General features: G+C 72.2%; 12 protein-coding genes. 7 read left to right on the top strand and 5 right to left on the bottom strand.

From position 1 onward, the window contains the following. Both uvrA and ACFYZS_RS07320 read right to left on the bottom strand, forming a co-directional pair. Positions 1 to 2,469, bottom strand: a complete 2,469-nt coding sequence (gene uvrA / locus ACFYZS_RS07325; protein WP_389007740.1) for an excinuclease ABC subunit UvrA — start codon at positions 2,467 to 2,469, stop codon at positions 1 to 3. Between the two features lie 701 nt (positions 2,470 to 3,170). After that, entirely contained in the window at positions 3,171 to 4,136 is a 966-nt protein-coding gene (locus ACFYZS_RS07320; RefSeq protein ID WP_389007738.1) for a pirin family protein, read from the bottom strand. A 118-nt stretch (positions 4,137 to 4,254) separates the two neighbouring features. Here ACFYZS_RS07320 and ACFYZS_RS07315 point away from each other — a divergent pair, with 118 nt between their 5' ends. The 6 genes from ACFYZS_RS07315 to ACFYZS_RS07290 all read left to right on the top strand — a co-directional run bounded on the left by ACFYZS_RS07315 (position 4,255) and on the right by ACFYZS_RS07290 (position 8,716). Then, positions 4,255 to 4,608, top strand: a complete 354-nt coding sequence (locus tag ACFYZS_RS07315) for a tetratricopeptide repeat protein (RefSeq protein ID WP_389007737.1) — start codon at positions 4,255 to 4,257, stop codon at positions 4,606 to 4,608. A 182-nt stretch (positions 4,609 to 4,790) separates the two neighbouring features. Then, positions 4,791 to 5,978: a methyltransferase gene (locus tag ACFYZS_RS07310; RefSeq protein ID WP_389008797.1), complete on the top strand. Its 1,188-nt coding sequence runs from the start codon at positions 4,791 to 4,793 to the stop codon at positions 5,976 to 5,978. 52 nt (positions 5,979 to 6,030) lie between these two features. Then, positions 6,031 to 6,828 carry a MerR family transcriptional regulator gene (locus ACFYZS_RS07305; RefSeq protein ID WP_389007735.1) on the top strand — a complete coding sequence of 266 codons (798 nt, stop codon included), beginning with the start codon at positions 6,031 to 6,033 and terminating at the stop codon, positions 6,826 to 6,828. A gap of 138 nt (positions 6,829 to 6,966) precedes the next feature. Then, positions 6,967 to 7,629 (top strand): DUF6230 family protein, encoded by a 663-nt coding sequence (locus ACFYZS_RS07300; protein ID WP_389007733.1) that lies wholly within the window; start codon positions 6,967 to 6,969, stop codon positions 7,627 to 7,629. Next, positions 7,620 to 8,069, top strand: coding sequence for a DUF6114 domain-containing protein (locus ACFYZS_RS07295; RefSeq protein ID WP_389007731.1), 450 nt, complete (start codon positions 7,620 to 7,622; stop codon positions 8,067 to 8,069). Before ACFYZS_RS07300 ends, ACFYZS_RS07295 begins: the two co-directional genes overlap by 10 nt. Beyond that, positions 8,066 to 8,716, top strand: coding sequence for a hypothetical protein (locus ACFYZS_RS07290; RefSeq protein WP_327134439.1), 651 nt, complete (start codon positions 8,066 to 8,068; stop codon positions 8,714 to 8,716). The genes ACFYZS_RS07295 and ACFYZS_RS07290 overlap by 4 nt, the downstream gene beginning before the upstream one ends. Positions 8,717 to 8,815: 99 nt before the next feature. Here the strand turns inward: ACFYZS_RS07290 and ACFYZS_RS07285 are convergent, their stop codons facing one another. Beyond that, a complete protein-coding gene (locus tag ACFYZS_RS07285; protein ID WP_389007729.1) occupies positions 8,816 to 11,563 on the bottom strand; it encodes a penicillin acylase family protein in 2,748 nt (915 codons plus the stop codon). Between the two features lie 163 nt (positions 11,564 to 11,726). Between ACFYZS_RS07285 and ACFYZS_RS07280 the strand changes: the two genes are divergently transcribed. Next, positions 11,727 to 12,029 (top strand): DUF2087 domain-containing protein, encoded by a 303-nt coding sequence (locus ACFYZS_RS07280; protein ID WP_389007727.1) that lies wholly within the window; start codon positions 11,727 to 11,729, stop codon positions 12,027 to 12,029. Here ACFYZS_RS07280 and ACFYZS_RS07275 read toward each other — a convergent pair. Then, positions 12,001 to 13,440 carry a dihydrolipoyl dehydrogenase family protein gene (locus ACFYZS_RS07275; protein WP_389007725.1) on the bottom strand — a complete coding sequence of 480 codons (1,440 nt, stop codon included), beginning with the start codon at positions 13,438 to 13,440 and terminating at the stop codon, positions 12,001 to 12,003. The genes ACFYZS_RS07280 and ACFYZS_RS07275 overlap by 29 nt on opposite strands. Positions 13,441 to 13,571: 131 nt before the next feature. After that, the gene (locus tag ACFYZS_RS07270; protein ID WP_389007723.1) at positions 13,572 to 13,961 is read right to left on the bottom strand and encodes a thioredoxin family protein; all 390 of its coding nucleotides are present in this window, start codon (positions 13,959 to 13,961) and stop codon (positions 13,572 to 13,574) included. Between the last annotated feature and the right edge of the window lie 25 nt (positions 13,962 to 13,986).

The raw sequence follows: 13,986 nt of genomic DNA, 5'->3' as shown, positions 1-13,986 counted from the left end.
TCACCCGCGCGCGAGCCGGGCCGCGAGGTAGGGCGCGGTGATGCTCCGGCGGGATTTCGCCACCTTGGCCGGCGGGCCCGCCGCGACCACACGCCCGCCCGCGTCGCCGCCGCCCGGCCCGAGGTCGATGACCCAGTCGGCGGTGGTGATCGTGTCCAGGTCGTGCTCGACGAGGACGACCGTATTGCCGGCGTCGACGAGCCGGTGCAGCTGTCGCAGCAGCAGCGCGACGTCCGCGGGGTGCAGCCCCGCCGTCGGCTCGTCGAGCAGGTAGAGCGCGTGGCCGCGGCGGGCCCGCTGCAGCTCGGTGGCCAGCTTGATGCGTTGCGCCTCACCACCGCTGAGCTCCGTCGCGGGCTGTCCCAGCCGCAGGTACCCCAGTCCCACCTCGCGCAACGTCTTCAGACTGCGGAAGGCGGCCGGGACGGCGGACAAGAACGTGGCGGCGGCATCGACGGAGAGCCCCAGCACCTCCGCGATGTTCTTGCCGCGGTAGGTGACCTCCAGCGTTTCGGCGTTGTACCGGGCTCCCCGGCAGGTCGGGCACGGTGCGTAGGTGCCGGGCAGGAAGAGCAGTTCCACCGAGACGAATCCCTCGCCCTGGCAAGTCTCGCACCGTCCTTCGGGCACGTTGAAGGAGAACCGCCCGGCCGAGTAGCCACGCGCCTTGGCCTCGTCCGTCGACGCGTACAGCTTGCGCACCGCGTCGAACATCCCCGTGTACGTGGCCAGGTTGGAACGGGGAGTCCGGCCGATGGGCCGTTGGTCGACCCGGACCATCCGGTCGAACGACTCGACCCCCGACGCGTCCTGGACGTCAACGATCAGCTGCGCCTCATCGGGCTCCTCGGGTACGAGTCCGAGGTGGCCGCGGACGACCTCTGCGAGCACCTGCGTCACCAGTGTCGACTTTCCGGAACCGGACACGCCCGTCACCGCCGTCAGTACGCACAGCGGTACGTCGACGGACACGTCGTGCAGATTGTGGCGGGAGACGCCCCTCAGGTGCAGCCAGCCCTGCGGGGTGCGCGGCCGGTGGTCGAGCGGCTGGGCGCGCCCGAACAGGTACTGGCTCGTGGCCGACTCCGCGACCCGCTCGAGACCGGCGACGGGGCCGCTGTACAGCACGCGGCCGCCGCCCTCGCCCGCGCCGGGGCCGATGTCGACCACCCAGTCGGCCCGCCGTACGACGTCCATGTCGTGCTCCACGACGAACAGCGAGTTCCCCGCCGCCTTGAGGCGCTCCAGCACGTCCAGCAGCGGTTCCGCGTCGGCCGGGTGCAGGCCCGCGGAGGGTTCGTCGAGGACGTAGACGACGCCGAACAGCCCCGAGCGCAGCTGGGTGGCGATCCGCAGGCGCTGCGCCTCGCCGGGCGACAGGGTCGTCGAGCGGCGCCCGAGGCCGAGATATCCGAGGCCCAGGTCGAGCAGGACGTCGATCCGCGCGACCAGATCGCCGCAGATCCGGACCGCGACCTCGGTCGTCTCCCCGGACCGGGCGGTCGACGTGGTGGCGTCGGCCTCGGACCGCCCCGCGACGGGCCGCAGCAGCGCCACGACCTCGGTGAGCGGCATCGCGTTGATCTCGGCGATGGAACGTCCGGCGAAGGTCACGGCGAGCGCCTCGGGCCGCAGTCCGCTGCCGTGACACTCGGGGCAGGGCACGCTCCTGACGAACCGGAGCGCCCGTTCGCGCATCTTCTCGCTCTTGGAGTCGGCGAGGACGTGCATGACGTGCTTGCGGGCGCTCCAGAACTTGCCCTGGTAGCCGTAGTCGACGCGGTCCTCCTCCGGCTCGACGTACACGGAGGGCTGCTCGTCGGTGTACAGCAGCCAGTCCCGGTCCTTCTTCCTGAGCCTGCGCCACGGCCGGTCGATGTCGATCCCCAGGCCGTTCACGACACTGCGCAGGTTGGCGCCCTGCCAGGCGCCCGGCCAGGCGGCGATCGCCCCCTCGCGGATGCTCAGCGAGGGGTCCGGGACGAGCAGGTCCTCGGCGACGTCGTGCACGACGCCCAGTCCGTGGCATTCGGGGCAGGCACCGGCCGTGGTGTTGGGCGAGAACGACTCGGCTTCCAGCCGTGCCGCCCCGGGGGGATAGGTGCCGGCGCGGGAGTACAGCATGCGCAGCAGATTGGACAGCGTGGTGAGGGTGCCGACCGTCGAGCGCGAGCTGGGCGACCCGCGCCGCTGCTGCAGGGCCACGGCAGGTGGCAGTCCGGTGATTTCCTCCACGTGCGGTGCACCGACCTGTTGCAGCAGCCTTCGGGCGTACGGTGCCACGGACTCGAAATAGCGCCGCTGGGCCTCCGCGTAGAGCGTGCCGAACGCGAGCGAGGACTTGCCCGAGCCGGAGACGCCGGTGAAGGCGACCATCGCGTCCCGCGGAACGTCGACGTCGATGTTCCGCAGGTTGTTCTCACTGGCGCCCCGGACATGCACGAAGGGGTCGGTCGCGTCCTTGTCCACCGTTCCTGGTTACCTGATCGCGCCGGGAACCGCGCGACAGGCGCCGTCACCGGGGCCCGCTGATACGAGCGTCCGGGGTCGTTGGCTCCATTCGAATGGACCCAACAGCCGCGTGCGGACCTGACCGGCCCCACCGGCATGACGTCGGGGATACCGGCGCCCTGGATGGACGGGCGGGCGGGCAGGCAATGCGTCTGGCACGACAGGGCCGGCGCCTACTGGCGCGCGTACCGCCTTCGCATGGCGCTCGGCATGCTGCACGCGCGCATCGTCTCGTATGCGCGATCCGAGGCCGACGACCACACTCGATAGACACCGACAGCGGCATGAATGTCGGAGCGGCCTACCCGAGTGACCAGTCGAACGCCGCAGGCAGCCGCTGCATCCAGGCCGTGCGACGAAACCTCTGACGACTACGCTCCGTACAACCCGTCGCACCGCGTCCGAGGCCCCCGCCCAGGACTCCTTCACGACCCCCGGAAACGATCAAGCGAGCTGACGAACTGTCACCAAAGTCAGCATTGGGTCAGCATTGGTCCTGGCAAAGCTGACCCCAGCTGGTCATACCTGGGAAACGTCGAGGGCACTGCGTGGGCCTTCCGGAGCCTCCCGTCGCCCGCCCCGCGGGAACGATCTCCGCGTGGGATGCGGCCTCTCCTCGGCTGATCCCGACTGATCGACCTACTCCATAAAGGTGCAGGTCAGCGCACCCGACCGCGTGCTTTCAGGGGCACCGGCGGGAGCTGCGGAGCGGGGATCGGAGGGCCGTCGTAGCCCTTCACTTCGCCGTAGCGGGTGCCCTCCATCCAGTCCTTGCGGAACTGGACGATCTCCTCGTTGCTCCGGCCGATCCAGTTCCAGAACATCACGATCTCCTCCTCGAACGGCTCGCCGCCCAGGAGCATCAGGCCGGCGTCCGAGGTTGCGCGGATGGGGAGTTCGGTGCGGCCGCAGCCGAGGTAGAGCATCGAGCCGGGGAGGACCGGGACGCCGTCCACGTGGGCCTCGCCCGACATCGACAGCACCGCGTACTCGAAGTCCGGGTTCAGGGGGAGGCGGGTCTCCGTGCCCGCCGCCAGTGCCAGGTCCGCGCCCACGATCGGGGTGTACGCGGTGCCGGGCGAGGTCGCGCCGTCCAGGGTGCCCAGGATGACCGTGGCGGTCAGGCCCGGGGCGGTCACCTGCGGGAGCTCCGCGTGGTGCTGGAAATGGGGTTCCACGTTCCGGTGGTCCTCCGGGAGGGCCACCCACAGCTGGGCGCCGTGCAGGATGCGGCCGTGCGAGCGCGGGCTCTCCTCCGAGTGGCTGATCCCGCGGCCGGAGGTCATCAGGCCGAGCTCGCGCGGACGGATCGTCTCGAGGCTGCCCACGCTGTCCCGGTGCAGCACCTCGCCGTCGTGCAGCCAGCTCACGGTCTGGAGCCCGGAGTGGGGGTGCGGGGCGACCTGCATGCCGGGCTCGCCCGCGATGTCGTCCGGGCCGTAGTGGTCGACGAAGCACCAGGCGCCCACCATGCGGCGGCCCAGGTTCGGCAGGAGTCGGCGGACCTCGGTGGACTCCCCGAGCTTGACGGTGCGCGGGCTGAGGAGCTCGCGCACCGGTTCCGCCACGACGAAGCCACGGCCGCCGCAGGCGGAGAGAGCGGGCTGACGATCGAGATTGCTCATGCCTCACAACTTAGTACCGCCGCCCGCGCCGTGTTCGGTGGAATGTCCGGCCGCCCTCACGTGTTGGGGAGGCGGACGGTCAGGCGGACACGTCACCCGAACGGCGGAAGGGATCCCGATGAACGCGCCGAAGACGTACTTCGAGCACGGCACCGCGGCCGAGCGCTGGGAGCGCGCCCGGCTCTTCTTCGACGCGAAGGAGTACACGACGGCCGCGGCCATCCTGGGCGCGCTGGCGGTCGAAGCCCCTGAGCAGCTCGCTCCCCGCCTGCTGCTGGCCCGCGCCTACTACCACTCCGCCCAGCTCTCCCGCGCCGAGCACGAGCTCCGCGCCATCCTCGAGCGCTGGCCGGTGGAGGACTACGCGCGGCTGATGCTCGGACGGACCCTGGAGCGCCAGGGCCGGGCCGAGGAAGCCCGCCCCCACCTGCGGATGGCCGCCGCGATGGCGGGCGAGTTCCCCGAACGCTGATCCGGACCGTGAGCCGGACCGGAGCCGGACCGTGAGCCGGTCAGAGGTCGAGCGGTGAGCCGGACCGTGAGCCGGTCAGGGGCCGAGCAGTGCGCGCCCGGCGGGCCGGGCAGCGCGCCGCCCGGCCCGTGCATGCGGGGCCGGGCCGCCGCCTCGGTTAGCCTGGGGTCACGATGAACCGTCTGACCACGCCTTTCGGCTCCTACGAGCTCACCCGCTTCCCCGAAGACCCGCGCGACCAGCTCCGCGCCTGGGACGCCGCCGACGAGTACCTGCTGCGCCACCTCGAGTCCGGTACGGGCGATCACGGCCCGGTGGACCTGGCCGGCGCCGGGCAGATCACCGTCCTCGGGGACCGCTGGGGCGCGCTGACGACCGCGCTGGCCGCGTACCACCCGACGCAGATCACCGACTCCTACCTGGCCCGGGCCGGCACCGCCGCGAACCTGGACCGCGCCGGGATCGGCACCGCCAAGTCCACGGTGCGGCTGCTGACCACCCAGGACCCGCCGCCCGAGCGGATCGACGTGCTCCTCGTACGGGTGCCCAAGAGCCTGGCGCTGCTGGAGGACCAGCTCTACCGGCTGGCGCCGCACGTGCACGCCGGCACGGTCATCGTGGGCACGGGCATGGTCAAGGAGATCCACACCTCCACCCTGAAGCTCTTCGAGAAGATCCTCGGCCCGACGAAGACCTCGCTCGCCGAGAAGAAGGCCCGGCTGATCTTCTGCACGCCGAGCGCCACCTCGACGCGCGCCGCCGACCCGTGGCCGGTGACGTACACGCTGGACGAGGACGCGGGCTCGGGCTCCGGCCTGACCGCCGTCAACCACGCCGGGATCTTCTGCGCCGACCGGCTCGACGTCGGCACCCGCTTCTTCCTCCAGAGCATCCCGAACAACACCAACGGCGCCCGGGTCGTGGACCTGGGCTGCGGTAACGGCATCGTCGGCACGGCGGTCGCGGTCGCGGACCCCAAGGCCGAGATCGTGTTCACCGACGAGTCGTACCAGGCAGTCGCCTCGGCGAAGGCCACCTTCCGCGCCAACGTCGAGCGCGAGCGCGAGCGGGCCGACTTCCTGGTCGGCGACGGCGTGGCCATGCTGGACCCGGGCTCGGTCGACCTGGTGCTGTGCAACCCGCCCTTCCACTCCCACCAGGCGACGACGGACGCGACGGCGCTGCGCATGTTCGCGCAGTCGCGCAAGGTGCTGCGCCCGGGCGGTGAGCTGTGGGTGGTCGCCAACCGCCACATGGGCTACCACACCCACCTGCGCCGCCTGTTCGGCAACAGCGAAGTCGCCGCGAGCGAACCGAAGTTCGTGGTGCTGCGGGCGGTCAAGCGGGAAGAGCGGCCGCGCCCCATGTGACCTGCCGGTACACCCGCCGGTAGCTCCCCCCGTTCGCCCTACACTCGGCCGCGTGAGCAGCCAGGTACGAGAAGACGACGGTACGGACGGCAGTGCGCGAGGCCGTACGGACGCCGGCACCGACGGCGGCGCGCGCTACCGCCGGGAGGACCTGGCCCGCGCGGCCGGCGTCAAGGTGCGCAACCTGCGCTACTACCAGGAGCGCGGGCTGCTCCCGCCGCCGCGCCGCGAGGGCCGCATCGCCTGGTACTCCGCGGAGCACCTGACCCGGCTGCGCCTGATCAGCGATCTGCTCGGGCGCGGGTACACCGTCAACGGGATCGCCGAGTTGCTGCACGCCTGGGAGGCGGGCGGGGGCCTGTCCCAACTCCTCGGTCTGGAACGGGCGATGACCCGCGACTGGGTCCACGAGGAGCCGGTCACCATGTCCCTGGCCGAGCTGCGCGAGCTGTTCGGCCCGACGGGGACGGCCGAGGACACCCGGCGGGCGGCGGAGCTGGGGTACGTACGGATCGAGGGCGACCGGGTCACCCACCGGAGCCGGCGGCTGCTGGAGGCCACGCTCACGCTCGTGCGGCAGGGCGTGCCGCTCGCGGAGATCCTCGACGCGGGGGACTTCGTACAGGCGCAGGCGGCCGCGCTCGCCGACCGGTTCGTCGGACTGTTCCGGCGGCATGTGATCGGACCGGACGGACTGGAGCGGCTTTCGGCCACCCAACTGGATCACGTGTCGGACGCGGTGGCCGCGCTGCGTCCGGTGGCGGGCGAGGTCGTGGCTTCGGAGTTCGCCCGGGCGATGGCCCGGCGGGTGGAGGCGGAGGTCGCCGAACTGCTCCGCAAGGACGCGTGAGGCGCTCCCGGAAGCAGTGACCGACCGGTAGGAGTCGGCCGAAAAGGCACGGTCGAGCAACCTTGCCAACCCCCATTGGCACTCTTACATTCAACTCGTCGGTAACAACGGTGCACAGCCGAAATAAGGGACGATCTCATGGCAGATTCCCCCAACTTATCGGATTCCTCCGCCCCGCCCGGCAGAGGCGGCGGCAGCGAAGACGCGGGAGGCGGCCGCGTCCGCTGGCGCCGCTTCGCCGTCCTGACCGTCCCCGCCATCGCCGTGACCGCGGGCCTCGGCATCGCCCTCGCGCAGGGTGCGCTCGCCGCCTCCTTCGCCGTGTCGGGCCAGCAGTTCAAGGTGTCGGCGGCGAGCCTGGAGGGCGAGGGCTTCGCCCAGTACGGCAGCATCGACGTCAACGCCCGCGAGGAGCTCATCCCGGTGGCGGTCACCGCCATCAAGGAGGCCAAGCTCCACAGCCTCTGCCAGTCGGTCGTGACCACGCTCCCGGTCGTCGGCGACATCTCGCTCAACCTCACCGCGGGCAAGAAGGCCCCCGTCGAGGCCAGCAACCTGTTCGTCGACGCCACCCAGCTCTCCGGCGACGCCGTCTTCAGCAACATCGAGATCGGGCGCGACGCCTCCACCCTCGACAAGGGGCCGGCGGAAGCGGTGGGCATGCAGGACCTGTTCGCCCAGCAGGCGGACACCGTCAGCATCACCGATCTGCAGCAGACGGCCTGGGCCACGAACGCGGGCACCTTCAAGCTCTCCGGGCTCAGCATGAACATCAGCAAGGGCAAGAAGGAATGCTTCTGAGCCTCCGGCGGCGGTGGCGGCAGTGGCGTCGGGGCAGGCCGTTCTGGGGAGGGTTCTTCGCCGTCCTCGCCGGGGCGGAGATCTGCGCCCTGCCGCTCGCACCGCTGAAGGTGATGCTCCAGCAGGGCATAGCGGGCATCCCGTCCGTCCTGATGGGCATCGTCATGATCGTGCTCGGCCTCACCGCCTGGTTCTCGCCCGCACAGCGCGGCCTCGCCGGTGTCCTCACCACGCTCATCGCCACCGCCGCGCTGGTCATGTCGAACCTCGGCGGGTTCCTGATCGGCACCCTGCTCGGGATCCTCGGCGGCGGGCTGATGTTCGCCTGGCAGCCGAACGCTCCCGCGCCGAACCCTCCCGCGCCGCAGTCCCCCACCCCCACGGGAACCACCCCAACCGGCACCACCGCGCACCCCGATCCCCAAGGAGCACAGCCATGAGCCGCACGCGTACCGCGCTCGCCCTCGGGTTGGCCGCCGCCGGAGCGCTGTCGGTGGCCTCGGTCACCGCCACCGCCGCGCCCGCGCCGCTGGCCGGATCGACCACCGTCACCCCGGCCGGGCACTCGTTCAAGGCCACCCTCAGCGGCAAGGCCACCCTCAAGGCCGGTTCGGTGACGGTGACTTGTACGGTCTCCGTCTCCACCGGCACGGTCCCGGCCGCGCCCGGGAACCAGAACGCCTCCGGTCCCGTCTCCTCGCCGATCTCCCCGCCGACGTACAGCTCCTGTACCTCCAGCGTCTGGGGAGTGACCCCGACCGTCACCACCAGCGGTGCCTGGTCGGTCTCGATGCAGAACGGCTCCCCGATCACCGCCACCATGACCGTCCCGGTCGGCGGACTCGTCGTGCAGACGTCCGGTCTGGCCACCTGTACGGTCACCGCCGCCCCGACCGCCCCGGCGAACGTCGCCGGGACCTGGGCGAACGGCGCCCCGCCGAGCCTGACCTTCACCAACGCCTCCGTGCCGGTCACGGTCACCGGCGGGTTCGGCTGCCCGACCAGCGCGACCTCGTCCGTCTTCAACGCCGTGTACAAGGTCACCGACACGACCGACCCGGCGCAGCAGATCACCGTCGGCCCCTGACGGTCTCGTCGGCGTCCTGACGGGCGGCACAGGCCCGCCGGCCCCGGATCGCTCCGGGGCCGGCGGGCCTTCCCGCGCCTGCCTGCGGCGGCCGGATCCTCAGCGGTGCGCCGGGAACTCCACCACCTGCTGGTACGTCGGCCGGTTCTGCCAGTTGATCTGCGGGTGGGCCAGCCCGCCCACCGGACGCTGCACGATCGAGTCCGCGCACCACTGGTTGCCCGCCGCGCAGGTCCCGTCGGCCGGGTACACCGACGCCGGGGTGGCGGCGGCCGCCTGCTTGAGCGTGGCCGCCAGCGCGTCCCGGCACGCGGACAGCGAGCCGCCGCCGCAGTACGCCTTGGCCAGCGGACCGGCCACCGGGCGCCCGAGCACCGTACGCAGGTCCTTGTCCGCGTAGCTCCACCAGCCGTACTGGAACGCCGACCCGGCGTGCGAGCCCGTGGGCCCGTGGCCGGCGCCCGGCGCCTCGTCGACGGTGAGCGAGGCCTTCAGGGCGTCGTAGAGCGGGGCACCGAGGCCCGGCTTGAACTCGGCCTCGATCAGCAGCGGCCACCAGGCGTCCATGATCCGGACTGCGTCGGCGTGCGCGTACGTCTTCGAGCCCTGCGCGGTCTCCTTGCGCTCGGTCCCCGCCGCCTGCCACGCCGCCAGCTTGTCGACGGCCGCGGCCACCGCCGGATCGGTCACCGGCTGGCTGCGCAGCACCGCGATCAGCTCGGGCAGCAGGTTCTCGGCCCGCAGGTCGGTGACGGCCGCGTCCGCCATGGCCTGGGTGAGCTTCGCGCGGGTGACCCCGCCCGCGGCGACGAGCGGTGCGACCCGCTGGTCGAGGAGGTCGCCGCGGTGCACGGAGCCCATGCCGAAGCCCGCTGCGCCGTACCCCTTGGCCTGCTTGTTGTTCCAACTGATGTAGTAGTCCTGCCCGATGGACTGCGGGTGCTCGGCGGGCGGGGTGTAGGCGGCGGTGTTGGCCGCGGGGTCGAAGCCCTGCCACTCGTACTGCTGCCTGGCCGCGATCGGCAGCGCGGCATCGACCCCGGGCGGCCGGACCGGGTTCAACCCGCTGTTGTAGTACGCCGCTTCGCGCGCGTCGGCGTAGAACCAGTTGAAGGCGTAGCCGATGTGCTGGGCGGCTTGCTGGAAGGTCCGCGCGTCCGTCACGTACGAGGGGTCGTTGAGCATCTGGAAGCCGATGATCGAGTCGGCTTCGTGGCGGTAGGTGGAGCGCAGCGCGGTGTAGGCCACGGGCTTGCCCGAGACGGTGGCGCGGTGGGTGACGATGCCGTAGTTCGTCCGCCAGACCTGCATCCGGTACGAGCCGTTCGGCGTCGGGTCGGCCACCGAGGACTTCCAGGCGTTGGTGCGCTCCAGCTTCTCCATGGGGGTGCAGGTCCCGCGGTAGAGGTACGAGGCGCTCGCGGTGGTCGGGGTCCCGCCGCCCGGCTCGCACAGCTCGACGGCGAAGGTGTCGGTGATGTCCTGTCCGGCGGAGGTGGCGCTCCAGGCGTAGTCCTGGCCGCGGCCGAGCTGGACGTACATGCTCACCCCGGCGAAGGAGGCGCCGCGGGCGCTGATGCCCGGTCCCTGGATCTCCTGGAGCATGAGGAGCTGGGGCGCGAGGTAGCCGGTCTGCGGGCCGAAGACGGCGACGGGGTGGCCGCTCGCGGTCTTCGCCCCCGAGACGAGCAGGGCGTTGGACATGCTCTGCTTGACGGGCCTGGGCGGGTTCGCGGCGGCGGCCGCGGCCGCCGCGCCCGTACGGTCGTACACGAGCTGTTCGGCGGTGACCGAGCCGGGGTCCGGGAGCGCGGTGCCCTGCGGGTTCGCGGGCTTCTGCGCGTATGGGAAGCCGGTGCCGTCGTGGACGGTGAGCACGGCCTCGGGGTCGTCGCGCTCGCGGAAGGACTCCCAGACCCGGGTGCCCTCCTCCAGGCCGTACTTCTGCTGCGCGGAGAGCAGGGAGAGCGCGGCCTGCACCTCGCCGCCGCCTCCGCCGCCGAACAGCCCGCCGACGACGGAGGCGAGGGCGATCAGGTCGGTGATCTTGAACGGCTGGATCTCGCCGGCGTTGGTGATCGAGTCGATGTGGCCGGTCAGCACGTACTCGCCGGGGAAGTAGCGGCCGTTCTTGGACTGGACGCGGTAGGCGTTGATCCCGTCGACGTACGCCTGCGCGTCCTCCATCGCGAGCCGGCCGCGGTCGCCCTCGGTGGTGCGGATCCGGTCCACCTGGGCCTGGAGGTCGGCCTCGGTGTACGGGGCCTGCGGCCAGAACTGCTGCTCCAGCCCCTGGTTGGCGAGGACGCCGCCGGCGAACGGGGTCAGGTCGCCCCGGCCGACGTGGCGGAAGAGGTCCATCTGCCAGAGCCGGTCCTGGGCGGCGGCGAACCCCGCGCCGTAGGAAGTCCCGTAGCGGGTGGTGCCCTTGATGTGGGGGACGCCGGTCTTCTTGTCACGGGTGATCGTGACGTCGGCGCGCGGGCTGGCGGTCGACTCGGCCTGGCCGGCGGGGACGCCGAAGGACGCGTCGTTGAAGAAGTCGTTGACCTTCGCGTCGGTGAGCCCGGGGTAGCCGGCCACCAGCGAGTCGTAGCGCGCCAGTTGGTCGGAGGCATGGGCGGGCATCGTGCCGAAGGCCTTGTGCAGCAGGATCTGGGCGAGGGTCGCGTTGCCGTTCTGGCCGGGCGGCAGGATGTCCGCGCACTGGCCGCCGCAGTAGTCGGCGATGGGCAGCGGTGCGGGATCCGCGGCCGCGGCGGACGCGAGCGGGGAGAGCAGGGCCGCGCCGAGGGCCATCACCCCGGCGGCGACGGCGGTTCTCAGGCGGGCGGTGGGACGTCGCATGCGTGCTCCTCCGTGGGGCGGGAAGCGGTCACGGGGGAGGGTACTGGCGGGTCTACCACTCAGTAAGATGAACGACCGTCACTTTTCCGGGAGTTGGCGCCGGGCCCCGGTCGACGGCATAAATCCGTTGCCGGACGTGCGGGAGTCGGAGAGGCTCGCTGCCATGCCACAGAACGAACGCCGCGTCGCCGACCTCTTCTCCGGCGGGCGGCTCATCGCCGTCCCGCGCAAGGCCGCCCGCCGCGCGCAGCTGCTCGCGCACCTCGCCGAGACCCTCTTCGAGGAGGGCCGGGCGTACACGGAGCCCGAGGTCAACGACGCGCTGCGCACCGTGCACGAGGACTGCTCGGCGCTGCGGCGCCACCTGATCACCTCGGGCCTGCTGACCCGGACCCGGGACGGCAGCAGCTACCGCCGGGCCGACACGGTGGAATCCGCTATCCCCGGTACGTCTCCAGCAGCCTGAGCCAGATCTCGCTGATCGTCGGGAACGCCGGAACCGCGTGCCACAGCCGCGCGATCGGGACCTCCCCCGCCACCGCGATCGTGGCCGCGTGCACCAGCTCGGCCGCGCCCGGGCCGACGAAGGTGGCCCCGAGGAGCACCTCCCGGTCCAGGTCGACGACCATGCGGGCCTTGCCCCGGTACCCGTCGGCGTACAGGCCGGCGCCCGAGACCTTCCCGAGGTCGTAGTCGACCGCGCGGACCCGGTGGCCCGCCCGCTCGGCCTCCGCGAGGGTGAGGCCCACCGCGGCCGCCTCCGGGTCGGTGAACACCGCCTGCGGCAGGGCCTGCGTATCGGCGGTCGCGGCGTGCGCGCCCCAGCGGCCGGTGTCGAGCGGGGGGCTGCCCGCCGCGCGGGCGGCGATGGCCGCCCCCGCGATCCGGCCCTGGTACTTGCCCTGGTGGGTCAGCAGCGCGCGGTGGTTGACGTCGCCGACGGCGTACAGCCAGTCGTGGCCCTCGACGCGGCAGCTGTCGTCGACCGGGATCCAGCCGCCGGGCGTCAGCCCGACGGTCTCCAGCCCGATGTCCTCCGTGTGCGGCGAGCGGCCGGTCGCCACCAGCAGTTCGTCGCCCTCCAGGATCTCGCCGCCCTCCAGCACGACCTGGACCGGCCCGGTCGATCCGTCGCGCACGACCGCCTCGACGGAGACGTCCATCCGGACGACCGCGCCGGCCTCGCGCAGCGCCTCGGCGACCAGCTCACCGGCGAAGGGCTCCATCCGCGGAAGCAGCCCGGAGCCGCGTACGAGGACCGTGACCCGGGAGCCGAGGGCCTGCCAGGCCGTGGCCATCTCCACGGCCACCACCGAGCCGCCCACGATCAGCAGCCGGCCCGGCACCTGCCGGGCGGAGGTGGCCTCGCGGCTGGTCCACGGCCGCGCCCCGGCGAGCCCGGGCACGTCCGGGATCACGGCGCGGGTGCCGGTGGCGACGACGACGGCGTGCCGGGCGGCGAGCACGTGGTGCTCGCCCTCGGGGCTGGTGACGGCGACCTTGCGGACGCCGTACAGGCGGCCGTGGCCCCGGTAGAGGTGGGCGCCGGTCGACTCGATCCAGTCGACCTGCCCGTCGTCCTTCCAGTGGGAGGTCCAGTAGTCGCGGTGCGCGAACACGGCAGCCGCGTCCAGCGGCCCCTGCACGGAGCCCTCGAGCCCGGGGACCCGGCGGGCGTCGGCCCGGGCCAGCGCCGGCCGGAGCAGGGCCTTGCTCGGGACACAGGCCCAGTACGAGCACTCGCCGCCGATGAGCTCGGCCTCCACCAGGGCCGTGCTCAGGCCGGCGGCGCGGGTCCGGTCCACGATGTTCTCGCCGGCCGGTCCCCCGCCGATCACCACGACGTCGTACTCCACCGCTTCCGACACAGTCACCATCCGTGGTCCCAGGGGCTCTTGTTCCCCGTCACCTTACGTGGGGACCGCCGGGCACGCGGGAGACGCGCGGCCGCCGCGCGGGAGACGCGCGGCGGCGTGGCCTGCGGCTCGGCTCTCAGACCTGCGGGCGCTCAGGCCTGCGCCGTGCCCGCCTGGCCGTCCTGCTGCAACGCGGCGATCTTCGCCCGCACCTCTTCCATGTCGAGCGACCGCGCCTGGCCGATCAGGTCGGTCAGCGCGGCCTCCGGCAGCGCGCCGGGCTGCGCGAAGATCGCCACCTGGTCCCGGACGATCATCAGCGTCGGGATCGAGGTGATCTGGAAGGCGGCGGCCAGCTCCTGCTGCGCCTCCGTGTCCACCTTGGCGAAGACCAGGTCCGGATTGGCCTCGGAGGCCTTCTCGTAGACCGGGGCGAACTGCAGGCAGGGCCGGCACCAGCCCGCCCAGAAATCGATCAGCACGAACGGGTTCTCGCTGACCGTCTGGTCGAAGTTCTCCTTGGTGAGCTCGACAGTAGCCACGGTTCCAGACCTCCTGATTGCCTTG

The sequence above is a fragment of the Streptomyces sp. NPDC001903 genome (assembly GCF_042891345.1).
GTDB lineage: Bacteria > Actinomycetota > Actinomycetes > Streptomycetales > Streptomycetaceae > Streptomyces.
This window is presented reverse-complemented; position numbering and strand designations above follow the sequence as displayed.